We start from the raw sequence: 25,055 nt of genomic DNA, 5'->3' as shown, positions 1-25,055 counted from the left end.
CTCATGATAAAGAAAAACTATTCCATTCCAAATGCAAATAAGGAAATGGGGAAACAAGTATATGAATATATTAATAGATTGGCAAAGCCACTTGGAAGTCTAGGTAGATTAGAGGAACTAGCAATTGAATTAGCTGAAATGAAAAATGAAGCATTTCCAAGTATAGCGCCAGCAGGTATTCTTGTTTTTGCTGCGGATCATGGCATAACTGAAGAAGGTGTTTCAGCCTACCCGCAAGCCGTGACCGAGCAAATGGTTTACAACTTTCTAAATGGAGGGGCAGGAATTAATGTCTTTGGTAAACAAATAGGTTCATACATCAACATCATCGACATTGGGGTTGCGAGTGATATTGAACATAAGAGTTTAATAAATAGAAAGATACGTTATGGCACTGCCAATTTTTACTTAGAGGATGCGATGACCCGTGAAGAAGCCGAAAGAGCAATTGAGGTAGGTTATGAACAAGGCTGCGATATGATCAAAAAAGGAGCCAAGTCGCTCATACTTGGGGAGATGGGGATTGGAAATACGACTTCGAGTAGTGCAATTTTAGCTGTTCTTAGTAATAGTGATGTGTCTTCATTAGTTGGTTTTGGAACTGGTATTTCGCAGGAAGGCTTGTTACATAAAATAAAGGTTATAGAACAGTCACTTCAAAAACGTAATCCAAATCCGCATGATCCTATAGATATCATCGCCAAGGTAGGGGGGCTTGAAATCGCCGGGATGGCAGGAGCAATGCTTGCTGCTGCTAGCAATAGAGTACCAATTCTTATTGATGGGTTTATTTGTACAGTCGCAGCATTGCTCGCAAAGGAGATTTCTTCTAATGCCTTTGATTATATGGTTGCTACACACCAATCAGTTGAACCAGGACATAGAATAGCCCTTACTTTATTAGGGAAGAAACCGATTATTGATTTAGATCTTAGATTAGGTGAAGGAACTGGAGCAGCTATTACCTATCCGATTATACAATCAGCTACATTGATGCTAAAGGAAATGGCCACTTTTGATTCTGCAGGAATATCTGGTAAAAACTAACTATTATGGAGGTAAACCATGGAACAAGAAAATGAAAATAAAAAAGGATTAACACTTGTGTATTCGGGTGATGGAAAAGGGAAAACAACAGCTGCTGTAGGACTAGCACTGAGAGCGGTAGGAAGAGGGTTAAGCGTAAAGATATTTCAGTTTATAAAATCACCCCAGCGTTCCTATGGAGAACAAATTGCTTTGCAAAAGTTAGGGGTTGAGATGATTCAGCTTGGTATTGGATTTACATGGACGAAAACCCCAGAAGAACATAGAGAAGCACTAAGAATCGGATGGCCACAAGCTAGGGACGCTGTTATGAGTGGGGAGTACGATTTAGTTATCTTAGATGAGTTGAACAATGCACTTTCAATTGATACCTTTCCCATCGACGATGTTTTACCACTAAACGAAGTAATGGATTTAATTAATAAAAAGCCAACACATGTGCACCTAGTTATTACTGGAAGAAATGCGAAACAGGAAATTAAAGATGTAGCGGACCTAGTTTCGGTAATTGACTCAGAAAAACATTACTACGATGAGGGCATTCCGGCTGTAAAAGGGATAGAGTTTTAATGTAGTCAAAATAGTAGACTGATACGCCCCAAGTTAAGAAATAAGGAGTTAATGCGTAATGAGAAAAGCAGTTCCTTTAATGATTCAAGGTACTCATTCAGATGCTGGAAAAAGTGCCATTGTTACAGCTTTATGCCGTATATTTGTCCAGGATGGTTTTAAAACAGCTCCTTTTAAATCACAAAATATGTCTTTAAACTCTTATATCACGATTGATGGGAAAGAAATCGGCCGTGCTCAAGGAGTTCAAGCTGAAGCAGCAGGTATTATTGCGACAACAGACATGAACCCAATTCTGATTAAGCCAACAGGAAACTACCAATCACAAATCGTTGTACATGGTGAGCCCTTTAAAAACATGAAGGCAGGAGAATATCGAGAAGATTTTTTTCAGCAAGGCTTAAAAATAATTAGAGACTCTTATGACAGATTGTCTGCTAGTTATGAACGTATTGTCATTGAAGGGGCAGGGAGTCCTGCGGAAGTTAACTTAAATGACCGTGAACTTGTAAACATGAGGGTCGCAAACATTGCAAATGCACCAGTGATTTTAGTCGGAGATATAGAAAAAGGTGGGGTTTTTGCCAGTTTAGTTGGAACCTTACAACTTCTAGAACCTGAGGACCGAAAAAGAGTGATTGGTGTTATCATTAACAAATTTAGAGGAGATGTATCATTATTAGAGCCAGGGTTAAATTGGTTTGAAGAATATACTGGCGTTCCGATTTTAGGTGTTGTTCCTTATATCGACAATTTAATAATTGAAGCAGAGGACTCAGTTGTGTTAAACCAATACACTTCTAAACTAGATGCCTCGAAGGAACTTGATATTGCTGTAATACGTCTCCCGTTAATTTCTAATTTTACCGATATAGATCCTTTTTTTGAGGAACCTGATTGTCACGTTCGTTTTGTAAATAGTGTAAATGATTTAGGTGCTCCTGATTTACTCATTTTACCTGGTAGTAAAAATACGATTGAAGATATGATGTTTCTACACAGTTCAGGACTTGCAAATAGAATTATGGACTTAGTACAGAAAGAGATGGTAATAGTTGGTATATGCGGTGGATACCAAATGTTAGGGAATAGTATTGAGGATAATTACCAGATTGAATCAGTACATATGAAGGTTGAAGGATTACGGCTTATTCCCTTGAAGACTAAGATGACTCCAACTAAAACAACTGTTCACTCAAAAGGAATAGCAAGATTCGGGGAAGAAAACATCCCAGTTTCGGGGTACGAGATTCATATGGGTGAATCTTACTTTGAAGATGAGTGTAGCCATTTTATTCAGCTTCCTGGTCGAAATGAAGGGGCAATGACGAGAGACAAGCAAATTTTTGGAACTTACTTACATGGAATTTTCCATAATGACTTATTACGAGAGATCTTACTTAATGAGATAAGGTTTAAAAAAGGGTTAGAGCCGATTCGTAATCGCGCATCTTTTGCCCAAAAAAGGGAAGCAAGCTTTGAATTATTAGCCAAGGTGGTTCGAGAAAATATTCAAATAGAACGAATTCATAAATTACTTACCGATTTCCAAAAAGTAGAGATTAAACATAATGAAACGAAAGAAAAGGATAAAAAATAATGCTGTTTAGTGGGGGGGTAATATATGATCCAGTTTTAATTTCATGTACGATCTTAGTTGCTGCAATTCTATTAGATTTGTGGATAGGAGAACCTAAGTGGATCCCACATCCAGTCGTACAAATGGGAAAGATAATCTCATTTTTGGAGAAGAGATGGAATAAAGGAAAGTATAGAAAAGGAAAGGGAATTGGTCTTACCGTAACAGTTGTTTTAACAGTATTCCTCCTAACAGTATCTCTCCTCTATATCGTGTATCATATCCACCCTGTTGTTGGTACGATCGTTCAAATCTATTTAATTTCAACGACTATTGCAGCGAAAGGTCTATCGTCTGCTGCTAATAATGTCTTATCTCCACTAACGAATGGCAATTTGATCGAAGCTAGACGAATGCTTAGTATGATTGTAGGTCGTGATACAGCAAACTTACCAGAAAGTGAAATCGTTAGAGGAACGGTGGAGACTGTTGCAGAGAATACAGTCGATGGCATAACAGCACCATTATTTTGGGCAATGATAGGTGGAGCACCGCTCGCGATGGTGTACCGAGCCATTAATACGCTTGATTCCATGGTTGGGTATAAAAATGATAAATATATTGAATTTGGGTGGGCCTCTGCGAGACTTGATGATATCGTAAATTGGGTTCCTGCAAGAATAACAGCACTTTCGATGTGGCTTGCATCCTTTGTAATTAAAGGCTCTAAGAAGAAGAATGGATGGAGAGTAACATGGAGAGATGCGCGGAAACACCCAAGTCCAAATAGCGGGTGGTCAGAATCTATGATTGCTGGCTTAATGGGAATTCAGTTAGGTGGAGTTAATTATTATAGAGGAAAAAAATCAAAAAGGGCATACCTTGGAGATCCATTAAGAGAATTAGTACGTTCAGATATAAAAAAGACAATTATATATATGCATGGAGGATGGATTGTATTTTTGGTGATAGAGGTATGTATCCTCCTTTTGTGTAGGTAGTTTAAACGAGGTGAAATGATGAATTGGCCAAATCATGGTGGACAGCCAGAAAAATTAAAACAACTCTTCAATATTAAAATGGATAGGGAATTGCTTGATTTTAGTGCAAATTTAAACCCTTTAGGTCCTCCTTCTTGGTTAAAGGCTACATTAGACGAGCATTATGAGAAGATTACTCGTTATCCAGACCCTTCTTATTCAAAAAGCATCCTATCGATAGCCGATCATGAAGGGGTAGAACAAGATAATGTTCTACTAACGAATGGGGGAGCCGAGGCAATTTTTTTGGTAGCAAAATATTTTGAAAATAAGAAAGCGGTAATTGTTCACCCTACCTTCTCGGAGTATGAACGAGCGTGTAAACACTACGATATTGATGTGGAAGATATTTTTTATGAACAAGAAAATAGTTTTAATTTACCAACCTCAGTAATTAAAGAAAAGATAAAGGAAAATGATGTTATCTTCCTTTGTCGCCCGAATAATCCAACTGGAACGGTGATCGCTGAAGAAGATTTGCAGTTATATTTAGAAGAAGGAAAAAAAACGGAGACTTATATAGTGGTAGATGAAGCTTTTGTCGATTTTCTACCGACCTCCATTCCTAGTCTTTCAACTTGGTTAGCTTCGTATCCAAATTTAATATTACTGCGTTCGTTAACAAAATTATATACGATCCCTGGGCTAAGAATTGGATATATACTGGCTCAACCTACCATTATAAACGTATTAAAAAACGAACAAATTCCATGGAGCGTTAACTCATTAGTAGATGCTGTTATTCCAAAACTACTAGAAGATGGCTCTTTTCTTGAAAATACTAGAGCTTGGCTTAGTGAACAATCAGAGTCTGTACATGGAATCCTAGCAGAATTGGATTTCTATATATCTCCTACACAAGTAAACTTTTATCTTTTGCGAGATAAGAAGCATCCAAAGCGAACTGAAGAACTTTTTTATTTTTTATTAGAGCACGGAATCTTAACACGTCATACTCATAATTTTAAAGGACTAAATGGTGAATTTTTACGTATTGCCATTAGGGCAAAAGAAGAAAATGAGCGGTTGATAGCGGTTCTTCAGAATTGGAGAAATGAATCATGATTCTATTTATTTCTGGAGGTGTAAGATCTGGTAAAAGTTCTTTCGCTGAGCAAACTGCTCTTTCCTTATATAACAAATCAGTGAGGGAAAAAGAAAGTAGCTCACTTTATTACATTGCTACTGCTAAAAAAAGCGATGATGAAATGGTAGATCGAATTCGAATTCACCAGCAAGATAGAAGACATACGTGGAAAACAATTGAAGAGCCCTTTGACATCGAACATATTCTTTCAAATTGCAAAAAGTGTGATGTTATTCTACTAGACTGTTTAACAATATGGGTAAGTAATGTCATTTTTGATTTGAATTATAGTTTGGAAAAATTAGAAAGTGTAATTTCCACCTGTTTAAACTTAGCACGTAAAAAACACTTTCACCTCATAATTGTTTCTAATGATGTAAATGTAGGGATTCCAAATCCTCATGATTCTGTAATTACATATATGTACTACTTACAGCAACTACATCAAGCGATTATTGAGCAATCAGAAATTGTTGTTGAGGTTCAGGCAGGAATTCCAACATATTGGAAGGGGGTTAAATGGTTGTGAAGCAAGCAGTATATGGCTTTTTACTTGCTGTTCAATTTCTAACACGAATTCCCGTTCCCTTTCAATGCCCTTGGAACAAATATACTAGTAGATGGGCAATAAGAAGTTATCCGCTTGTCGGCGCAGTTCTAGGCTTCATCATCACTATTATTTACATGTTACTAGAATCATCCCTTCCTTTACCTATCATGACCTTACTTATTATTTCCTTATGGGTGTGGATTACTGGAGGTCTCCACCTAGATGGATGGATGGATGTAGCAGATGCAGTAGGTTCAAATGCTTCCCTTGAAAGAAAATGGGAGATTATGAAAGACTCCCATGTCGGAAGCTTTGGAATTATTGCTTTACTATTTTTATTAGCTTGGAAAATATTATTGATTTATTTTTTACTAGAGTCAGGGATTCCAATCTATTTCTTTATTCTCATTTTGTGCTTTTCTCGTTTAGGTGCGGTTGTTTTAATGATTTTTCTACCGACTGCAAAACAACAAGGGTTGGCATGGGAATGGAAGAAAAATGTGAACCGTTATGATTGTTTGTACGCGATGATTCCAGTACTAGCACTTTTATTTTTCTTTAATGACTTTTTGTATTTTTTACCTGGATATATTTTATTTATTGGATTATTTGGAGCTTGGGTGTTCCGTACGTTTAAAGGTACAAATGGAGATTTATTAGGTACAGCGATTGAAGGAGGCGAATTATGGGGACTAGCCATTACGTGGATTTATTTCTCGTTCGTCATTGTATAACAGATTGGAATAAGGAAAAAAGGTACTTAGGGCACACTGATCGAGGAGTATTAATTAGCGAGCTAACTCAGCTAAATAAGCTTCAAAAAGAGTTGATGGAAATTAGTTTTGACCAAGTCTTTACGAGTGATTTGCGACGGTGCCGTGAAACTTTAGCTTATATGAATATTCCATCACAGCATTCAGTAGACACAAGATTAAGAGAAATTAATTTTGGAGACTGGGAAGGAAAAACTTATAACGAGCTTAAGGACGACCGGACTTATCAAGATTGGCTCAATAATTGGGAGGAGCATTCTATACCAAATGGAGAGTCAGCCGATACATTCAAAGCTAGAATAGACTCATTTATTCAAGACTTATTACATCAATCCATTCAATCGATCCAAAATGGTAAAGAGACATTTCTAATTATGACCCATGGTGGAGTGATTCGCTATTTAGTCTCGAGTTTTGTATCTTCAACAGATTTTTGGGATCTTTCTGTCCCACACGGACATGGTATTCATTTAACTTTGGTCAGACAAAAGGGGGAATGGGTATGCAACTCGTTATCGGTGGTGCCTTTTCAGGAAAAAGAAAAATAGTAAGGGAAAGAAACAGAACTTTCAGCTGGGTATCTGCTTATGAGGGAGATATGGTAGAAGATTGGAGAACAGAGTGGTTGGAAGGGACAACATTAGTGTTAGAGGGATGGGAACAATGGATTGCTTCTTGTCTTAAGAAGATTGAGAACAATGACGACATTCGAAAAGAATTCAAAGCCCTTTTTCAAATACTGATTGAGGAAGAAGAAAAAAGAAATAACAGAGTCGTTCTTATTATGTTAGATATTGGAAAGGGAATTGTACCAATCGACAAGGATGACAGGAGGCTAAGAGATATTGCTGGATGGATTGCACAGGATGCTGCTCAATTTGCAGTCCAAGTAGAATATGTATGGAATGGCTTATCAAGGAGACTAAAATAAATTTACTGTATTCAAACTAATGAAAAGGGGTTTGTATATGAAATTAATATCGATATGTCCAAGTAATACAGAATTAGTAGCTTACTTAGGATTGACTTCTTCGTTAATAGGTGTAGATAATTTCTCAGATTGGCCAAGTGATGTTCAAGCATTACCAAGGTTAGGTCCTGATTTGAATATTGATATGGACAAAGTCGAAAAGCTAGAGCCAGACTTAGTGTTAGCTTCGCTCTCTGTACCAGGAATGGAACGAAACATCGACGAGCTGAAAAAGAGAAACATACCATATACTATCGTACCTAACCCTCAGACATTAACAGAGATTGGAGAAAGTCTATTATTCGTTGGTAAAGTGACGAATTCGGAAGAAAAAGCACAACGGTTGTATGAAAAATACACGTTGATTCTTGAAAACTATCATAAGTTATCAAAGCAAATCGATCACCCTAAAACGATTTACTGGGAATGGTGGGCAAAACCTATTTTTACTCCTGGTGCTACTAATTGGTTAACAGAATTGAGTGAGCTATCTGGTGGTATCAATGTATTTCGGGATAAAGAACAAGCGAGTGTTCAAACAGATTGGGAGGAAGTAAAAAAAAGAAATCCAGATGTGATGTGCATTGCTTGGGTTGGAGTTCAAAAGGAAAGGGTTAATCCAAAAGTTATTCTAAATCGCCCGCAGTCGGAAAAAATAAATGCAATTAAAAACAATGAACTTTACATTCTAGAAGAATCATTGTATTGTAGACCATCACCAAGATTATTACTCGGTTTAAATAAACTAGCAAATATTCTTCACCCAACTATTTTTTCACCACTCTCAAAAAATAATGAGTTTTTACTGGAAGAAGAATAATATTGTGAAAAATATTATCTTTTCTACAAATCTATTACTATCCTAAAACAAATTAGGCTCCCCCATCTTAATAAAAGAGTACAGAAAATAAAAATTCCCATCATCATAAGTGATATACTCCCCTCTGTTGTAGACAGATTAAAAAACAAAATCTGTTTATCTAGAGGGAGTATTTTTATTCTATAATTTGCAAAAGGTATTGCTCGATATTATTAGCCATCTTTGTAGAGTTTAGATTATTTAATAATTGAATAGCTTGTCTTATTTTAGAGATACCTTCTTTTTTATTTCCAGTTCTAATATCATAAGCTCCCTTTAGCTCTAATAAATGGACCCTTTCAATTAAGTTACTTTCAGGAATGGCAATCGTCTCAAGATACGATATAAACTCACTAAATTCCTTTTGAAATGTAAATTCTTCGTGAAATCGATTCACAGGACCAAGCAAAAATATAATGGTGTTAAAAAGCACAGCTGTAATTGCATCATTTACCTTTTTATAGTTTCTAAAACGTGCACTTTTCTCATAAGCGGTTCTAGATAACATTATGACCAAATCTGGATCAAGTAATAGTAATGTTCCATTATACAGTGATAATTCATAATAACCCCATACCTCTACACCAAATAAATAATCGGAAAGAAGGTGAATATCATAATCCTCTAATCTTTCCCCTGTATATTGTTTATCTACTATACTTTCATATACTTCAATTAATAGTGCGTTATAAAGGTAAGTATCTACACCATATCGCTTCCACTTATTAAATGCTTTATCTTTTAGCTGCTTAAGTTGAATTACATCCCTATTAAAATAGGCAGCACGTGCTGTTTGAAAAAATTGCTCCAGTTTGTCAGGCTGAAAATCGTGATGTATGTATAAGAACTCATCGAAACTCATCATTAACTTTTCTAATAATCTTGTCATGAGACCAAGAGTTATATCAGAATCCCCTCGTTCAAACTTTGATAAAAAAGAAACAGAACAGATGTCATCGGCTAGCTTCTTTAAGGTTATCCCTTTTTGTTGTCGTATCATTCTTAGCGTTTTACCGTATTCCAGTGACACTTACATACCCCCCAAGAAAAGATAACATTCCACTATATGACAATTTTGAGTACCTATTGTTTTAATCAATATACAATAAAATCAGAAAAAGAAATATATGTGATGTCATAAAGGAGGAAATAAAATGGAAAAATTATTAATCAAAAATGGAACGATTATTGATGTTGAGAGTGGAGTATCTTTTATTGGGTCAATTGAGATAGAAGGAAGTAAGATTAAAAGAATAATAAAACAGAATGATGAGTTACCATTGGCTATAGTGACAGTTGATGCAAATGGAAAATATATTATTCCGGGTTTAATAGATATGCATTGTCACATTAATGAGAGATACGCACCCCACTTTGTTGCATCAGGGGTAACGACGGTACGGAATGCTGCAGGTAATGTCAACTTACTTTCCAACTTGATTGAAAAACCAGATCATGGACCAACACCAAGAGTGTACGCATCAGATAGAATGATTGATGGAACACCTGGTCAATGGGGTCCAACTAGTTATGGGAATTTCGTTACAGATGATCCAGAAGAAGCAAGGAAAGAAGTTCGTAGACAAGTTGACGCTGGAGCAAAGTTTGTTAAATTGTATGGATGGATCAAAAGAGAGGTTATGGCAGCAGCTGTAGACGAGGCGAAGAAGTACAACTTAGAAGTTGCTTGTGATTTAATGAATTCAAAAGAGTTAACTATATTAGATGCAGCTGAGTTAGGGGTAAATTGGATTGAACATATATCGGGTTTTGCACAAGAGATGTACAAAGGCTGGAATCCACTGGTAGATCAAAAGGAATGGGGTCATATCGATTGGGATCACCCAGATCAAGCGAAAATAAAAGAGCTTTGTGAAAAAATGCTAGCCTATAATGTAAAACTTTGCCCAACAATGGTAGTTTTCGATCAATCTATGAAATATCCTGAAATTTGGTCTCCAAAAAATTATGTAATTGAGTCAATTGACAGTATAAGTTACCTTATGCAGGAGTGGGAAAAAAATACAGAGTATGTAGATTCTATAAAGTCAAGGACTGCTATTATAAACAACTTAACGAAAGCCGTTGCCAAGACCTACTATGATATGGGTGGAACGGTCGTTGCTGGTACCGATACACCAGCTTTAATGTTTACGTACCCTGGGATGGCATTACACAGAGAACTGGAAATATTTGTGGAGATTGGTTTTACAGAAATGGAGGCTCTACAAGCAGCAACAGTGAATGCGGCTAAGTCTATTAATCTAAATGATATTGGATCAATCAAAGAAGGGAAAATTGCAGACCTAGTCATATTAAGCAAGAATCCTTTAGAAAATATTAAACACACACAGGATATCGATTTCATCGTTAAGGGCGGAAAATTATATAAGCAAGACGAAATATTATGTAGTGTTCCAAGTGAAGAAGAAGTGAATAAATCAATACAAGCTTTTATTGAGGAGTGGGAAGCAGCAAGTATAGATTAAGTATTGAATTTACGAATGCAAATACGCAGGAACGACAATCGACGATGCATCATTTTTTAAGACTGTGATGAGTCTCATCAAAAATTTTTATAGTAGAAATACTAATATCAAAGTATTTATTTAACGCTTACTTACATTATTAAGTAGGTGTTTTTAAATTGTTGTTAATTGTCTTCCACAAAGCACAATGGTATAGAAATATTTAATAATACTACATTAATATAACAGCGGAATGAGTTGATTGTTCCATAAACAGGTATATAAAAAAATCTCCAAATTAATGAGTACTTAATCCCTTAGTTAATCATACTAATTTCCGAAGGGAGCGAAGTTGAATGATCTGGAATAGAAATAGAAATATTATATGCTTGCTTGTACTTACATTAATGATTTGTTTATTCACGCCTTTCGATGCACACGCAGGAGCCCATGAAGTGTCTATTAGAAGTGCATTCGAACCAATGGGTTATAAAGTCATATTAGAAGGAAAAAATATCAAATTAGTCCGAGAAAAAGATGAGGTAATCGTTTTAACACCATATTCTGCTAAAGCGCTAAAAAACGGACAATCGCACACTTTAAACAAAGCCATTCGATTTGATAATAAGAAAAGTCTAAATATGATTAGTGTATTAGACGTTTATGGATTAGCAAAACCAGTAAACAAGGAAAAACATTATCGTGTAAAAGCTGATGATACTTTATGGAAGATATCTAGGAAATTCAATGTAACTGTTCCAGATTTAAAAGTATGGAATTCTTTAGATTCAGATGTAATCATACCTGGCCAACATCTCCATACAAAAAACCCTATTTATATCGTTAAACCAGGAGACTCTATTTGGGAAATTGCGCATAAAACCGAAAGTACCGTAAATGATTTAATTGCAACAAATAAATTGACATCTGATATAGTCGTTCCTGGTCAAAAATTGACAATACCTTTACAACCATCTGTACAACCGCCAAATCTTTTTGCAGACGGGATTTTTCCTTTGGCAAAAGAAACTTATCAACCTTACGGTAATAGTTATGGAGCAGGTAGAGATTTTTCGTCAGATGGAAAATCAAGATCCCACGAAGGTATTGATATTATGACAGAAAAATGGATTCCTGTCTTTTCAGCAATAGAAGGGACCATAGTGAAGTTAGGTTGGAATACTTACGGTGGATATCGTATAACAATTAAGGCACCAAATGGATATACCTTCTATTATGCTCATCTCATGGGATACCCTGAAGGTTTAAATATTGGACAGTGGGTAAGTGCGGGACAGCTTATTGGCTTTACAGGAGATACTGGATATGGAGAGCAAGGTACAAACGGTAAGTTCCCGGCCCATTTACACTTCGGAATGTATGATCCGCAAGGAAACTCAATAAACCCTTATAGTTATTTAAAATGGTGGGAAATGAAACCATAGAAATATAATTTTAGAGTCAACAATTTATGTTCATGATGATTCGAAATTTCGAATTTGCTACGAGGAAATTTTCAGACCAGTAGTAACTATTATTCCTTTTGATACAGAAGAAGAAGTCCTGGAATTAATTTAAATATGATAAAACACTCACAAATATAATAATATTGGTGAGTGTTTTTATTAGTAATTAGACTCTATGATTGTTTTAAGAAATCAATCTCAATCTCATTTCTTCGTGGCTCCCGCTTAAACAGATATTCTCCATTTCGAACCGATGCAAGTACTTCTGCACGTTCACGAATTGCTTCATAAGCATCTTTTGCATCTAATACGATAAAGTTCGCTGGTTTTCCAGCTTCAATTCCATATTGGTCATTTACCCTCATAATGTTTGCACCGTTAATTGTTATCAGATCGAGCGCTTTATTGATTTCCTCGATGTGAGTATAATGTGCTAAATGAATACCATTATCTAAAATATTCATCATATTTCCATTTCCTAATGGATACCAGTAATCCGCAATAGAATCTTGTGCAAAGGCAACGTTATTTCCGTTACTAAGTAGCTCTTTAACACGAGTTAAACCACGACGTTTTGGATATGTGTCTCCACGTCCTTGTAAGTGTGCATTTTCAGTTGGACAAGAAATGAAGTTGATTTTTGATTCTCTAAATAGCCCCATCATTTTATTGGCGTAGCTATTTTCCACAGAGCCGAAGCTTGTTGTATGACTTGCTGTTGTATATTCGCCATAATCTTTTTCCATCACAAGGGCATTTAATACTTCTAAAAATCGACTATTTGGATCGTCGTTTTCGTCACAATGAATGTCAATCATGACGTCATATTTTATCGCCATATCAACAATTCTTCTTAATGACTCAACCCCATGTTCATAGGAAATTTCAAAATGAGGTATTCCTCCCGCTACGTCTGCTCCCATCTTTAAGGCTTCTTCCATTAACTGTTCTGCACCTTTATATCTAAAGAATCCTTCTTGAGGAAAGGCTACTAGTTGAAGTGTTACGATATCTTTCAACTCTTCACGAAGTTTAATTAAAGCTTTCATTCCAGTTAAATTCGGGTCAGTTATATCTACATGCGTGCGAATAAATTGAACACCTTTACTCACTTCTTTTTGAATTCCTTTAATAGCACGATCTCGTACTAATTCTTCCGTTAATGATTTTTTATTATCACTCCAACGTTGAATTCCTTCAAATAAAGTTCCAGAAACATTTGCATTTCCTTCGCCAAGTCCGGAAAAAATATAATCTAAATGAAGATGAGGATCAACATATGGAGGTAAAACTAATCGTCCTTCTAAATCAATTACTTCATCAGCGTCATCTAAATTATTACCAATTGCTTTGAATTGATTGTTTTCCACTAAAAATTCTTGCGAACCTGGGACACCATATATATTCGCATTAATAAATTTCTTCATACTTCCCTAACTCCTTGCAAAAAAATTAATTATAAATGTTTATTATTAAATGTTGCCAATAAGTGATGCCAACATAAGTAAGTACATTAATAAACATTTGTTTCACATTACTAACAATTATAACACTTACTGATGCAATTGGATGTAAAGAAGACACAGTAATAATTCTCTAGAATAGAATGGAAAATACAAATTAATTAGAATTATTTGATATATCTAAATAATGAATAATAAATAGGAAGTTGCAGAAAATATTTTATTGAAATAAGTTTTAGTGCGATTTTTTTACCGCGCTGAGATTGATGTTAAATAAATAAACGCTTAAAAATAAGCGTTTAAATAGCTTCAAATCTATCAACTTTCGGATAATTGGGAATAAATAATATTATACGGAAATTCTATATTAAAGAAAACTGGAAACAAAAAAGTATTTACATAAATAGTATTAGGGTGATAATATTTATCTATACATTTTTTTCGCTTAATCTATTTTTAGAACGGGGGACCCAATTTTTTTACGGTATTTTCCGTTATAGGTGAGTTCTGAAAAGAAGGGGCTTTTCGTTTCCAAAGTCCTAACCTGAAAGCTAACCTCGTAAGCGTTTAGAGGAAACAGTATGAGAGGATTATTTAGTCAATGGTACAAGCCATAAATTTGTGTTCATTATATTAATAGATTTCATTCATCTACTTGTTTCCCTTACCTGCATTTACTTGCAAAAAAATTTTAGAAGGTGGGGTAATTTTTATGAAAAAATTTAAGTTAAGTTTGGCAACTCAAATTTTTATTGGTCTAGTTTTAGGTATCGCTGTCGGTGGAATTTTCTATGGCAGTGAGCAAGCTCAAAGTTTCTTACAACCATTCGGTGACTTGTTCCTACGATTAATTAAACTAATTGTAGTACCAATTGTACTTTCTAGTATTGTTGTAGCTATTGCCGGTGTTGGCGATTTAAAAGCAGTAGGTAAATTAGGTGGTAAATCATTAGCATACTTTATTGGTATGACAGGTGTTGCTATTGTTATAGGTCTAGTTTCAGCTAATCTATTCCATCCTGGAACTGGTCTAAATATGAATGAATTAGAACAAACGGATATTTCTAAGTACGTTGATACGAGTGAGCAACAAGAAGGAAAATCCATCGTAGATACACTTCTACATATCGTACCTACTAATCCATTCCAAGCAATGGTTCAAGGTGATATGTTAGCAATTATCTTCTTTGCAGTTGTAATTGGTTTAGGGATTGCTGCAATTGGAGAAAAAGGGAAAGTTGCATTACAGTTTTTTGAAGGTTTAGCAGGTGCAATGTTCTGGATTACGAACCTATTTATGAAGTACGCTCCTATTGGTGTATTTGCATTAATTGGTGTAACAATTTCTAAATATGGATTTGCTTCACTAATTCCACTAGGGAAATTAGCGCTCACTGTATATGGAACTATGATTTTCTTTGTACTTGTTATTTTTGGTATTACAGCTAAATTGATTGGATACAGCATCTTTAAATTACTTAAAGTAATTAAAGAGGAATTAATTCTTGCATTCTCTACATCAAGTTCTGAAACCGTTTTACCGAGAATTATGGACAAGACTCAACAAATCGGAGTACCAAAGCACATTTCAAGTTTTGTAATTCCAACAGGCTATTCATTTAACTTAGATGGATCTGTATTATACCAAGCGATTGCTGCGATGTTTGTTGCCCAAATGTACGGCATTCACTTAAGTATTGGTCAACAAATTATGTTAATGGTAGTCTTAATGGTTACTTCTAAAGGTATGGCAGGAGTTCCTGGAGTATCCTTCGTTGTATTACTTGCAACATTCGGTACAATGGGATTACCAGCAGAAGGCTTAATGTTCATCGTAGGTATTGACCGTATCCTTGACATGGGACGTACTGCGGTTAACGTGGTAGGTAACTCTTTAGCAGCACTTGTTGTAGCTAAATGGGAAGGCGAGTTCAATCCTCAAGAAGTGGATAACGCTCAAAAAGCATAATAAACATATAGAAAAACCTTCAACGATTAGTTGAAGGTTTTTATTTTATTTTTTAGAGAAGCAATAGAAGACTGTTAAACATTTACTGAGTGTTTAGTTATTTCTTCCACTAATTGAGATGTAATCTTTAAAAATTCATCGATATCTTTTGTATCATGACAGTGTAGTGGTGATACTCGGATAGCACCAACTAAACCTAATGATTCTACAATTCGCTTTGAGTATATACTAGTATTTACTCGTTCGAATACTGTTACACCACGTTTATAGTATTGTTCAACTGCATGGGTGAAACCGATGCCGTCAATACTAATGGCTGAAATCAAATCTCGATCTTGTAAATTCTCTGAATCTAACAATACATTCACACCATTAATATAACGTAATCCAGGTATATCTTTTGTTCCCTCTAACAAATGGTGTAGTAACGCTCTTTCGTGAAGGTGTATACGATTCATTCCTTCAACATATAAAGTACGTCTATCGTCAGAATCTATAAACTGTTCTCCAATCCAACATACATAATCTACCACTGCACTAATTGCGGCAAAGTTTGAAGCTGGGAATGAGCCTAGCTCCCATTCATTTTCAGGTTTTGCTAATAATTTATGATGTGGGAGTTTAGCAACACGATCTGAGATATATCCATAACCGCAACCTCTTACACCAAAGCCTTTGTATGGAGCAAAATTCACCCCATCAAGTTGAAGTTTATCAACATCTATAACGCCATGAGGCACATGTTGAACTGCATCTGAAATAATGTATAAATCAGGTTTAATTTTTCTAGCTTCCGTTACTATTTCTTCAATATTTAAAACGTTACCTGAAATATTTGATGCACTTATTACGCTTAGTAAGCACGTATTTTCATCTATGAGTTTAATGATTTCTTCAGTATCAACGCCACCTGTTTTAGGATTAGCCATTGCTACTCGAAATTCTTTTCCTGTTTTATCTGCATAGTATTTTGCTGAATCATATGCAGAAGGATGCTCAATAGAAGTTGTGACTACGTTTGTACCGGGTACATTTTCAACAATAGCTTGTGTTATTTGAAACATTACCTGTGACGCCGTTAACTCAGTTACTAGTGCGCCAGACTTAGCGCCGAAAATGATTTGTATTATATCACGAATTCCTTCTTCTTTAACCTTTTGTAGCAATTTAGATGTCTCGTTATTTCGATCTGGACAATCAGGAATTTTCTCAAAACGTTCTTTAGCTTCAACTGCAGATTTTAATCGTAGAGATCCACCAGAATTTTCAAAGAACAGTCTTTTTCTTCCTAAATGATCTTGGTCAACCTGATAAAACTTATCTTTTATTTCATTTTGTAACTGAGAATCGAAAAGCACTCCAGTATGGATATTACTCATTTTTTATCCCCCTTAAGGTCTATTTGGAAAATAAGAAGCCATTACTTTCCAACTTTCTCTAAAACTTTATTTTCCGTTTCAACGTGTACTGCAGTTGGTTGATTTGTTTGTTGATAAATAGTTTCATCAATCATATCCATTTGAGATGCAACCATTGTAGTACCTACTAAATCACCAGTAATATTTGTTGTTGTGTGACCGATATCAATAATTGGCCAGATTGCTGCTAATATCGGAACTAGTGTAAGTGGTAAGCCTACAGTAGATAACAATACAGTTGACATGACAACTCCTGCACCTTTTACTCCCGCAGCACCGATAGAAAGTGCTAGTCCAAGGAATACAAATTGGAATATTGAAGCAAATGTAATTTCAACACCATATAAATTAAATGCAAAGACTGATATTACCCCTAAAGCCACGGCCATACCATCCATATTTACTGTAGCCCCAAGTGGTAAAGTAAACCCATAAAGTTTTTCTGGAATACCTAAATTATTCTTTGCTACGTTCATAGAAACAGGCAGAGTAGCATTACTTGAAGTTGTACTTGCTGCAACTAGCATGGCAGGTGAGACTTTTTTATAAAAACCAAATGCGTTTTTACGTGCAAATAATTTTAAAATTAGTGGATAAACAATAAATAATACAATTAGTAATGAAATATAATCAGATAAAATAAATAATCCAACTTGGGCTAATAAATCAGTACCTAAAGTACCTGTCATTTTTGCAACTAATGCTAAAATCCCATAAGGAGCAAAGTACATTAATCCTTCAGTGATCTTGATCATTAAATCTGAGCCTTCATTAACTAACTTTCTTAAACCAGATGCTTTGTCACCTAATGCTAGTAAACCGATACCGATAATAATAGAAGCAATAATTATTTGAAGCATATTAGTTGTAGCCATTGCATTGACGATGTTTGTTGGGAACCATTCAACAATTTGAGTGATAAAGCTAAATTCGACTTGATCAACTTGTTCACTTGAATCCAGTAAACCGATTGTACCTTTACCAGGTCCAATAATTAGTGATACTACTACCCCGATTAATGTAGCTATAAGACCAGTAATTACGAAATAGATACCTATTTTTCCGCCCACTGTTCTAAAAGACTTTAAATCTTCCATTTTTGTAATTCCCGCAATTAAACAAAAGATTGTTAATGGAACTACTAAAAATTGAAGAAGTCTAAGGAAAATATCCCCAATAGGTTTTAACACTGAGGCATTTTCGCCAAAGATTAATCCAATAGCAATACCGATAATTACACATATAAAAATTTGGACATATAGCTGTCTTGTAAACCACCATTTCATATAAAATTTCCCCCTTGTTCTAATAAATTATTTACCTATCTATCTTGGTGTACAAAAACAGAGCAGCATTTACTAGTGAACACAAATTTTATAATCTTTATATCTGTTAAAAACTATGGAATGATATTTGAAAATCGCTTACCCCTAAAGCGAAAATCTATGATGAAGTAACTACAGCAACCAACTGTATTTCAACTGGTGCATTTCCTGGTAGAGAAGCAACACCTATAGCAGCCCTACTTCCTATTCCTGCATTGCCCAATTCACTGTAAAGGAATTGTGAAGCATAGTCAGCTATCTTAGAGTGTGCAGTAAAATTTTCTTCAGCATTAATGTAGACTGTCATTGCTAGTATTTGTGCTAGTGTTTCTCCTTTTGATAGAGTATTTTTTGCCGCTGTTAATGCATTAGAAACAGCCTGAATAACTGCATCTTCATAATAATTAATTGGCTGAGTAGCACTAACTTTTCCAGTTTGTATAAGAACCCCATTTTTGCGAGGTGTCATCCCAGCGGTATAGATAATGTCTTTATAACGTGAAGCAGGGGAATAATTTCCCTGTGGAATTGGGTTATTTAATTCATCTATTGGTTTCATTTTCTATATAACTCCGTTACTTTAATAATTCGCTCAACTGCATCAATCGCTGCTTTATGATCTTGTGAGAAGTTAATGCGGAAACTATCAGTAAATTGTGATCCAAATTCAGTACCAGGTGTTACTGTAACCCCTGCTTGCAATCGAAGGATTTTTACGAAATCAATAATTGAAACATCTAACTCTGGAACTTTAGGGAAAATATAACTTCCAGCTTCTGATGCTCTTACTTTAAAGCCTTCTACAGCATTAAATTTTGATAGCAAGTCGTCTCGGATTGCTTGATGATCTTTTATTCGTCCCGCCATCCATCCTTCAGGCTCGTTAAACCAAGTTTTCAGTACAGCTTGGTTATAACCACCTGCACGAAGTGAAACTATTGCTTGTAACTTTTCCATACGGTCTATAATGTTGGAGGAACCAAATGCAACACCTAATCTGTATCCACTAAGGGATTCGGTTTTAGAAGGTCCCATAATCGTAATAACATTTTCAGGATCCATAATATTCTGTGCACATAGATGAGTATAAGAATGTCCATCGAAAAGTTGACGTGAATAGAGTTGATCGACAATTATTTGAGCTCCATATTGATGCGCAAGTTCAGAAATTGTTCGAATCTCCTCTTGGGAGTAGATTACACCTGTTGGATTATTTGGATTTGAGAATAAAAAGAGCTTTACGCCAGATTTAAAAGCATCCTCTAGCTGAGTTAAGTCCAGTCCACAACATGTGTTTGTATTGAAATAATCCATTTGAATAGGAACAACTTCACCGTCGAAAAATTCAACAAGCTTTCTATTAGCAAAATAGTCTGGTGCTACAATGGCGACTTTGTCACCTCTTGCAATCATTGATCCCATTGCAAGGAATAATGCACCCTGTGTTCCAGGTGTAATAATCAAGTTTTTATCATAGTCAATGGAAGACCCCGTAAAATTTGAAAGTTTTTGAGCAACATCCTCTCGAATATTTTGACTTCCTCGATACTCTGTATAAGCTTGTTTACCACCAATATGAACACCTTCAACAAATACATCTAATGATCCAGGGATTGGCTCAAAAGCATCTACATCACCATGTGAGAAATCAACGGGAGTGCCAGGAATTTCTTCTCCCCGTAGTTCTATATTGGATGTGCTTTGACGAGTCTCTTGACCAGGAGCATTTTCAGCGCCTAGTTTTTTGAATTTTTCGACAATTAAAGACATTCTTATTCCATCCTTTCTTAAACTGGGAATCTAATTCGTGCAACTCTAATTGAAAAGAAAGCACTTACATTTTGCCCCAATTTTCTTCTGTAGCTATAATAATAAGTAATAATAATTGATTGCTCAAATACCAAAAAGTTTATATAAGTATAAGCGTTTAGTTATAAGTAAGTGAAAAGAGGGGATATTTTGCTGAAAAATATGGGGTATGTTTATGCGGTTTATTTAAATAGAAGTTTTTCTAAAGCGGCTGAAGAACTATATATTTCACAACCGGCATTAAGTGCGGCAGTTAAAAAAGTAGAAGAAAAAATAGGGCTACCAATTTTTGATCGAAGTAGTAATCCTGTGAAACTAACAAAAGCTGGTGAATATTATATCGAATGTATTGAAAAAGTAATGGAAATTGAAAAAGATATGAAGGGTTATTTTAATAGTTTTCTTAACAATAATAATAAAACAATTAATGTAGGTGGATCTTCTTTCTTTTGTGCATATACTTTACCAACTATAGTTCAAGAGTTTAAGAGAGAATTTCCCGATTATACAGTCAATCTAATGGAGGCAAATGCGGATGATCTAATGAAAAATCTACGATCAGGTATATTTGATATTATTATAGATGTTGAACAAAGGGATCCTAAAATTTTCGGTTCTTTTGTATGGGCAGAAGAACAAATTGTATTGGCTGTCCCAACGCATTATGAGATTAACAATAAATTAAAGAACTATCGATTAACTTTTGAGGAAGTAAAAAGCGGTAAATTTATGAGTGAAATGTATCCAAGAGTAAGTCTGAGTGAATTTAAAAACGAGAATTTCTTACTAATGAAGAAGGGGAATGATTCTTATAAAAGAGGTTTGAAAATGTGTAGAATGGCCGGTTTCACTCCTAAAGTATCAATGTACCTTGACCAGTTATTGACTTCCTATTATCTTGCTTGTAATGGAAAGGGAATTTCATTTGTCCGTGCTGGCATAACGCGATATATAGAAAAAACAAATAAATTATACTTTTACAAGATTGATGATGTAAATTCTGTTCGGAATATATTGTTGTATTACAATAAATCCCGACCACTTTCAAATGTAGGTACTGATTTTATAAACTTTTTATACAAACATAAGCCTGTAGGAATTTAATATTAAAATAAAGAGACTAGCTATCCCCCTCCTTTACATTAAAGGTGGGGGATAGCTTTAATAATGAAATTTTTATTTTAAGAATTTAATGACTTATAAATAATCTCTTCTAAGTTCCTCTCTAGTGCGTGGAGAAATATGGCCAGGTGCCACATCGAATACAGACTTAGCTCCGTATTGTTTTTCCTGATTTAAACGATATGCTGCTCTGGCGTAAGCTACTAGCACACTCGCTGTAAATTCTGGATTGCTGTCTAGTTTTAGAGAGAACTCGTAAATTTGTTTATTACCAGCTCCTGTATTTCCCCCGCGAATTACAAATCCACCATGTGGCGCTTTCGAGTGATCGCGTTTTAATTCTTCTTCTGTGATAAAGTGTACTTCAGTATCATAATCAGCGAAGTAGTTTGGCATTGTTTTAATCTCTTTTTCAATTTTCGCTTTGTCAGCGCCTTCTTCAGCTACAATATAACAAACACGACTATGTTTGTCTGCTGTTGTAAGTTCAGGGTTTTCACCGCTGCGTACCTTGTCCACTGCAGATTCAGATGGAATTGTATATTGAACTCCATTTTTAACCCCTTCGACACGGCGAACTGCATCTGAGTGCCCTTGGCTTAACCCTTTGCCCCAGAACGTATAGTTTTCTCCATTTGGTAAAATAGCATCTGCTAATACACGGTTAATGGAGAATAGACCTGGGTCCCAACCAACTGAAATAATTGCAGTCGTATTATTTTTTGTTGCTGCTTCATTAACAGACTCGTAAAACTCTGGAATTTTCGCATGTGTATCATAACTATCAACCGTATTAAACATACTTGCGAAGTATGGTGTTTGTTCAGGTAAATCAGTAGCTGATCCACCACATAGTATCATAACGTCAATTTCATTTTTATAATCACTAGCTTCTTGAATTTGAAGTGTTTTTACATTTGGTTCGTTAATATTTAAATTTTTAGGGTCTCTTCTTGTGAAAACTGCCACTAATTCCATATCAGGCGTTTGTTTTATCGCTTCAATGGCACCTTTTCCTAAATTACCATATCCGACGATTCCTAGTTTAATCTTTTTACTCATATCAGCGTCTCCTTATACTTGAACGAATTGTTTAGTTAAGAAATGAATCATAAATTAAGCTACTGCTTATTGATTAAAAAGAGCCATTCCATTACAATATTATACCTTTATAATAACCTCGCACAACAATATTGTGTTAATAGTTTGAATTTGTAATAATTCTACTTTCAGTAATTAAATGAAAATTGGAAAAATTATCTACTCTGTAATGTCTATCATTGATATACTACTAGAAAATACTTCATTGAATTAAGTTACACAAAAAGGGGAGAGGGGTCCGTTGAAAAAGAATATTTTAATCGTTGATGACCAGCCAGAAATTGCGGAATTGCTCAGTCTTTATTTAGAGAAGGTAGGCTTCAATATTATCCAAGCAAAGGATGGTATGGATGCGCTTATGCATATTTCAAAAGGAAGTATTGATTTAATGCTCGTGGACTTGATGATGCCGATTATAGATGGTTATCAGCTTATAAAAAAAGTAAGAGAATCAATGCACATCCCAATAATAATAATTTCAGCAAAGCAAGAAAATCAGGACAAAATCTTTGGTCTTGAAATTGGTGCAGATGATTATATTCAAAAACCTTTTGATCCTCTTGAGGTAGTAGCGCGAGTTCAAGCTTTAATGAGACGAAGCTATAATTTTTCAAGCATTGAGAATTCGAATTCAATAGAGCCCGAAACAGTAAAAAAGGTTGTTGGTGATTTAACGCTTGATGAAGCGACATTTTCTATTATTCGCAATGGTCATGTTATTCAACTGACGAAAATTGAATATAAAATACTTAACTTGCTGATGAGCACACCAGGAAGAGTCTATACAAAGCAGCAGATTTTCGAAAATGCTTGGGATGATTATTATATTGGTGGTGAAGAAGACAATACCATTAACGTACATATTTCAAAGATAAGGGAAAAAATCGAAGTGAATCCGAAAAAGCCTCTATATATTAAAACGGTTAGGGGACTTGGTTATAAGTTTGAAAAACAGAATTCTAAGGTTTAGGCCAATTTTAAAGGACTCAATAAGAAAAACATAAGGTGGAGTTAAGATAAATTTAAGATAGATCTATTATTCTATCATTAATAGGCCAAACATTGAGGGGATGAATTTGAACAAATTTAATCAAGTATTTCCAAAGGAAGAAGGAATTTTTCCATATATTTATCTAGCGAATATGTGTATACCACTGTTCTTTATGTTACGAGAACCTACAGAAACTCTTTATCCGGGGCTATTGTTATTATTAATTTTTGTTATTGTCTATCGACAAATATTTTGGAGTTCGAAGTTTTTAATTCTTTTCGTTGTAGTTGAGCTTGTAATTACGCTTGTTCTTTCTTATTTTTATGATCCATTATATTTATATATCGTGTTTGTTTTTTCGTATCTAATGACACGTCTGCAGTGGAAATGGTTGTATTGGCTATGTGGTAGTTATGCCATATTTAGTTTAATCCTCATCTATCAGACAGTCTTTCCTGACCATTTGATTTTAATTGTTAGTTTTTTACCGCCTGTATTTGGGGGAGCCATTCTTCCTTTTATTATGAAGGCTTCGTTAAGATATAAAGAATTGAATGAAGACTTAAAAAGAGTGGCAGAAGAATTGCGGATTAAAAGCGAGGAGAAGGAAAGGTTAGAAGAAAGTAAAAAAAGAATGCTAGCAGACTTGTCTCATGATTTGAAAACACCTATGACGACGATTCAAGGCTATTCAAAAGCGCTATATGATAATTTTGTAGAAGATGAAGAACAGAGAAGACGCTATCTAAAATACATTTATGATAAGTCGATACGAGTAACTGATTTAATCGATGAATTGTTCATCTTTTCAAAATTAGATAATCCAGATTCGCTAATTAATAAACAAGAGCAAGACCTATGTGAATTTTTGAGGCAGCTTATTGTCGAGTTTTATGAAATGTTTGCAGAGAAAGAAATGGAGCTAAATATTGAAATTCCTTCAAAAAGGATAGTGTATTCATTCGACCAGAAACTGTTTTATAGGGCAATCTCAAACATTTTAGAAAATACGATTAAGTACAATCCATTACAAACGAATGTCTTTATTAGTTTGAAAGAATCAAAGGATCTTTTGGTGATTGAAATTGGTGATGATGGTACAGGGATTCGTGAAGATCTTGCGGAAACTCTTTTTGAACCATTTGTAAGAGGAGACAAAAGTAGAATGAATGATGGTGGAACTGGTTTAGGTTTAGCCATTACGAGAAAGATTGTTCAAAAACATAATGGGCGCGTTTATGTGGATACAAATCCAACGCGCGGAAGCACGAATTTTATCATTGAATTGCCGATTTAAGAGATGGCTTGAAAGACTAACTTTCGAGCCATCTCTTTACTTTTGAGCTGTGGTAATAATTTTGCTAAAGTTGTGAAACACAAGAGTCGGGGATTTCCTGATGAAATGTCTCATAGAGGCGTTCTACGGTACAAATGTGGATAAAAATTCG

At 35.0% G+C, this 25,055-nt stretch carries 24 protein-coding genes and 1 riboswitch; of the genes, 17 read left to right on the top strand and 7 right to left on the bottom strand.

Annotation, left to right across the window (positions count from 1 at the left end):
* Nucleotides 1-3 precede the first annotated feature (3 nt).
* From cobT to CD29_RS15080, 10 genes are read left to right on the top strand one after another with little or no spacing between them, the layout of a single operon-like run.
* Nucleotides 4-1,047: a nicotinate-nucleotide--dimethylbenzimidazole phosphoribosyltransferase gene (gene cobT, locus CD29_RS15125; protein WP_036188657.1), complete on the top strand. Its 1,044-nt coding sequence runs from the start codon at nucleotides 4-6 to the stop codon at nucleotides 1,045-1,047.
* An 18-nt stretch (nucleotides 1,048-1,065) separates the two neighbouring features.
* Nucleotides 1,066-1,617 carry a cob(I)yrinic acid a,c-diamide adenosyltransferase gene (locus CD29_RS15120; protein WP_036188655.1) on the top strand — a complete coding sequence of 184 codons (552 nt, stop codon included), beginning with the start codon at nucleotides 1,066-1,068 and terminating at the stop codon, nucleotides 1,615-1,617.
* Between the two features lie 58 nt (nucleotides 1,618-1,675).
* Complete coding sequence (locus CD29_RS15115) at nucleotides 1,676-3,217, top strand: cobyric acid synthase (RefSeq protein WP_036188652.1); 1,542 nt, start codon at nucleotides 1,676-1,678, stop codon at nucleotides 3,215-3,217.
* Entirely contained in the window at nucleotides 3,217-4,197 is a 981-nt protein-coding gene (cbiB, locus tag CD29_RS15110) for an adenosylcobinamide-phosphate synthase CbiB (protein ID WP_052124194.1), read from the top strand. The genes CD29_RS15115 and cbiB overlap by 1 nt, the downstream gene beginning before the upstream one ends.
* Before the next feature lie 18 nt (nucleotides 4,198-4,215).
* Nucleotides 4,216-5,301, top strand: coding sequence for a threonine-phosphate decarboxylase CobD (cobD, locus tag CD29_RS15105; protein ID WP_036188649.1), 1,086 nt, complete (start codon nucleotides 4,216-4,218; stop codon nucleotides 5,299-5,301).
* Nucleotides 5,298-5,852: a bifunctional adenosylcobinamide kinase/adenosylcobinamide-phosphate guanylyltransferase gene (locus CD29_RS15100; protein ID WP_036188646.1), complete on the top strand. Its 555-nt coding sequence runs from the start codon at nucleotides 5,298-5,300 to the stop codon at nucleotides 5,850-5,852. Before cobD ends, CD29_RS15100 begins: the two co-directional genes overlap by 4 nt.
* Nucleotides 5,849-6,607, top strand: coding sequence for an adenosylcobinamide-GDP ribazoletransferase (gene cobS, locus CD29_RS15095; RefSeq protein ID WP_036188706.1), 759 nt, complete (start codon nucleotides 5,849-5,851; stop codon nucleotides 6,605-6,607). Before CD29_RS15100 ends, cobS begins: the two co-directional genes overlap by 4 nt.
* On the top strand, nucleotides 6,559-7,194 hold the full coding sequence (locus CD29_RS15090) for a histidine phosphatase family protein (RefSeq protein WP_036188643.1): 636 nt from the start codon (nucleotides 6,559-6,561) through the stop codon (nucleotides 7,192-7,194). Before cobS ends, CD29_RS15090 begins: the two co-directional genes overlap by 49 nt.
* Nucleotides 7,149-7,577, top strand: coding sequence for a bifunctional adenosylcobinamide kinase/adenosylcobinamide-phosphate guanylyltransferase (locus CD29_RS15085; RefSeq protein ID WP_036188640.1), 429 nt, complete (start codon nucleotides 7,149-7,151; stop codon nucleotides 7,575-7,577). The genes CD29_RS15090 and CD29_RS15085 overlap by 46 nt, the downstream gene beginning before the upstream one ends.
* Before the next feature lie 37 nt (nucleotides 7,578-7,614).
* The gene (locus CD29_RS15080) at nucleotides 7,615-8,436 is read left to right on the top strand and encodes a cobalamin-binding protein (protein WP_036188638.1); all 822 of its coding nucleotides are present in this window, start codon (nucleotides 7,615-7,617) and stop codon (nucleotides 8,434-8,436) included.
* 175 nt (nucleotides 8,437-8,611) lie between these two features.
* On the opposite strand, the gene CD29_RS15075 is transcribed toward CD29_RS15080, so the two are convergent.
* On the bottom strand, nucleotides 8,612-9,505 hold the full coding sequence (locus CD29_RS15075) for a helix-turn-helix domain-containing protein (protein ID WP_036188634.1): 894 nt from the start codon (nucleotides 9,503-9,505) through the stop codon (nucleotides 8,612-8,614).
* A gap of 124 nt (nucleotides 9,506-9,629) precedes the next feature.
* Here CD29_RS15075 and CD29_RS15070 point away from each other — a divergent pair, with 124 nt between their 5' ends.
* The 3 genes from CD29_RS15070 (at nucleotide 9,630) to CD29_RS20815 (ending at nucleotide 12,521) form a co-directional block, all read left to right on the top strand.
* Nucleotides 9,630-10,964: an amidohydrolase family protein gene (locus CD29_RS15070; RefSeq protein WP_036188633.1), complete on the top strand. Its 1,335-nt coding sequence runs from the start codon at nucleotides 9,630-9,632 to the stop codon at nucleotides 10,962-10,964.
* A gap of 335 nt (nucleotides 10,965-11,299) precedes the next feature.
* Nucleotides 11,300-12,388 carry a LysM peptidoglycan-binding domain-containing protein gene (locus CD29_RS15065; RefSeq protein WP_036188631.1) on the top strand — a complete coding sequence of 363 codons (1,089 nt, stop codon included), beginning with the start codon at nucleotides 11,300-11,302 and terminating at the stop codon, nucleotides 12,386-12,388.
* Nucleotides 12,389-12,392: 4 nt separating this feature from the next.
* Nucleotides 12,393-12,521, top strand: a complete 129-nt coding sequence (locus tag CD29_RS20815) for an aldehyde dehydrogenase family protein (RefSeq protein ID WP_140422916.1) — start codon at nucleotides 12,393-12,395, stop codon at nucleotides 12,519-12,521.
* 61 nt (nucleotides 12,522-12,582) lie between these two features.
* Here CD29_RS20815 and CD29_RS15060 read toward each other — a convergent pair whose 3' ends face one another.
* A complete protein-coding gene (locus CD29_RS15060; protein WP_036188629.1) occupies nucleotides 12,583-13,836 on the bottom strand; it encodes an amidohydrolase family protein in 1,254 nt (417 codons plus the stop codon).
* Between the two features lie 468 nt (nucleotides 13,837-14,304).
* Nucleotides 14,305-14,453: riboswitch (cyclic di-AMP (ydaO/yuaA leader) on the top strand.
* 131 nt (nucleotides 14,454-14,584) lie between these two features.
* Between CD29_RS15060 and CD29_RS15055 the strand changes: the two genes are divergently transcribed.
* Nucleotides 14,585-15,841 (top strand): cation:dicarboxylate symporter family transporter, encoded by a 1,257-nt coding sequence (locus CD29_RS15055; RefSeq protein ID WP_036188626.1) that lies wholly within the window; start codon nucleotides 14,585-14,587, stop codon nucleotides 15,839-15,841.
* A 74-nt stretch (nucleotides 15,842-15,915) separates the two neighbouring features.
* Here CD29_RS15055 and CD29_RS15050 read toward each other — a convergent pair whose 3' ends face one another.
* The 4 genes from CD29_RS15050 to CD29_RS15035 all read right to left on the bottom strand — a co-directional run bounded on the left by CD29_RS15050 (nucleotide 15,916) and on the right by CD29_RS15035 (nucleotide 20,354).
* A complete protein-coding gene (locus CD29_RS15050; RefSeq protein ID WP_036188624.1) occupies nucleotides 15,916-17,220 on the bottom strand; it encodes an aminotransferase class V-fold PLP-dependent enzyme in 1,305 nt (434 codons plus the stop codon).
* Nucleotides 17,221-17,261: 41 nt separating this feature from the next.
* Nucleotides 17,262-18,545, bottom strand: coding sequence for a dicarboxylate/amino acid:cation symporter (locus CD29_RS15045; protein WP_081976287.1), 1,284 nt, complete (start codon nucleotides 18,543-18,545; stop codon nucleotides 17,262-17,264).
* 157 nt (nucleotides 18,546-18,702) lie between these two features.
* Nucleotides 18,703-19,143, bottom strand: a complete 441-nt coding sequence (locus CD29_RS15040; RefSeq protein ID WP_036188622.1) for a RidA family protein — start codon at nucleotides 19,141-19,143, stop codon at nucleotides 18,703-18,705.
* Complete coding sequence (locus CD29_RS15035) at nucleotides 19,140-20,354, bottom strand: pyridoxal phosphate-dependent aminotransferase (RefSeq protein WP_036188620.1); 1,215 nt, start codon at nucleotides 20,352-20,354, stop codon at nucleotides 19,140-19,142. The genes CD29_RS15040 and CD29_RS15035 overlap by 4 nt, the downstream gene beginning before the upstream one ends.
* A 189-nt stretch (nucleotides 20,355-20,543) precedes the next feature.
* On the opposite strand from CD29_RS15035, the gene CD29_RS15030 reads away from it, so the two are divergent.
* On the top strand, nucleotides 20,544-21,497 hold the full coding sequence (locus CD29_RS15030) for a LysR family transcriptional regulator (protein WP_052124193.1): 954 nt from the start codon (nucleotides 20,544-20,546) through the stop codon (nucleotides 21,495-21,497).
* A 93-nt stretch (nucleotides 21,498-21,590) separates the two neighbouring features.
* On the opposite strand, the gene CD29_RS15025 is transcribed toward CD29_RS15030, so the two are convergent.
* Nucleotides 21,591-22,577, bottom strand: coding sequence for a diaminopimelate dehydrogenase (locus CD29_RS15025; RefSeq protein ID WP_036188618.1), 987 nt, complete (start codon nucleotides 22,575-22,577; stop codon nucleotides 21,591-21,593).
* 280 nt (nucleotides 22,578-22,857) lie between these two features.
* On the opposite strand from CD29_RS15025, the gene CD29_RS15020 reads away from it, so the two are divergent.
* Both CD29_RS15020 and CD29_RS15015 read left to right on the top strand, forming a co-directional pair.
* Nucleotides 22,858-23,586 (top strand): response regulator transcription factor, encoded by a 729-nt coding sequence (locus tag CD29_RS15020; RefSeq protein WP_036188615.1) that lies wholly within the window; start codon nucleotides 22,858-22,860, stop codon nucleotides 23,584-23,586.
* A 106-nt stretch (nucleotides 23,587-23,692) separates the two neighbouring features.
* Complete coding sequence (locus tag CD29_RS15015) at nucleotides 23,693-24,904, top strand: sensor histidine kinase (protein ID WP_408056628.1); 1,212 nt, start codon at nucleotides 23,693-23,695, stop codon at nucleotides 24,902-24,904.
* The last annotated feature ends 151 nt before the right edge of the window (nucleotides 24,905-25,055 follow it).

The organism is Ureibacillus manganicus DSM 26584, assembly GCF_000772945.1.
GTDB classification, from domain to species: domain Bacteria; phylum Bacillota; class Bacilli; order Bacillales_A; family Planococcaceae; genus Ureibacillus; species Ureibacillus manganicus.
Note: the sequence above shows the minus strand (reverse complement) of the source record. Positions and strands in the feature narration are given on the sequence as shown.

Coding starts and splice junctions, on each gene's coding strand:
- cobT (WP_036188657.1), top strand. CDS start 4: ATGATAAAGAAAAACTATTCCATTCCAAATGCAAATAAGGAAATGGGG.
- CD29_RS15120 (WP_036188655.1), top strand. CDS start 1,066: ATGGAACAAGAAAATGAAAATAAAAAAGGATTAACACTTGTGTATTCG.
- CD29_RS15115 (WP_036188652.1), top strand. CDS start 1,676: ATGAGAAAAGCAGTTCCTTTAATGATTCAAGGTACTCATTCAGATGCT.
- cbiB (WP_052124194.1), top strand. CDS start 3,217: ATGCTGTTTAGTGGGGGGGTAATATATGATCCAGTTTTAATTTCATGT.
- cobD (WP_036188649.1), top strand. CDS start 4,216: ATGAATTGGCCAAATCATGGTGGACAGCCAGAAAAATTAAAACAACTC.
- CD29_RS15100 (WP_036188646.1), top strand. CDS start 5,298: ATGATTCTATTTATTTCTGGAGGTGTAAGATCTGGTAAAAGTTCTTTC.
- CD29_RS15090 (WP_036188643.1), top strand. CDS start 6,559: ATGGGGACTAGCCATTACGTGGATTTATTTCTCGTTCGTCATTGTATA.
- CD29_RS15085 (WP_036188640.1), top strand. CDS start 7,149: ATGCAACTCGTTATCGGTGGTGCCTTTTCAGGAAAAAGAAAAATAGTA.
- CD29_RS15080 (WP_036188638.1), top strand. CDS start 7,615: ATGAAATTAATATCGATATGTCCAAGTAATACAGAATTAGTAGCTTAC.
- CD29_RS15070 (WP_036188633.1), top strand. CDS start 9,630: ATGGAAAAATTATTAATCAAAAATGGAACGATTATTGATGTTGAGAGT.
- CD29_RS15065 (WP_036188631.1), top strand. CDS start 11,300: ATGATCTGGAATAGAAATAGAAATATTATATGCTTGCTTGTACTTACA.
- CD29_RS15060 (WP_036188629.1), bottom strand. CDS start 13,836: ATGAAGAAATTTATTAATGCGAATATATATGGTGTCCCAGGTTCGCAA.
- CD29_RS15055 (WP_036188626.1), top strand. CDS start 14,585: ATGAAAAAATTTAAGTTAAGTTTGGCAACTCAAATTTTTATTGGTCTA.
- CD29_RS15050 (WP_036188624.1), bottom strand. CDS start 17,220: ATGAGTAATATCCATACTGGAGTGCTTTTCGATTCTCAGTTACAAAAT.
- CD29_RS15045 (WP_081976287.1), bottom strand. CDS start 18,545: ATGAAATGGTGGTTTACAAGACAGCTATATGTCCAAATTTTTATATGT.
- CD29_RS15040 (WP_036188622.1), bottom strand. CDS start 19,143: ATGAAACCAATAGATGAATTAAATAACCCAATTCCACAGGGAAATTAT.
- CD29_RS15035 (WP_036188620.1), bottom strand. CDS start 20,354: ATGTCTTTAATTGTCGAAAAATTCAAAAAACTAGGCGCTGAAAATGCT.
- CD29_RS15025 (WP_036188618.1), bottom strand. CDS start 22,577: ATGAGTAAAAAGATTAAACTAGGAATCGTCGGATATGGTAATTTAGGA.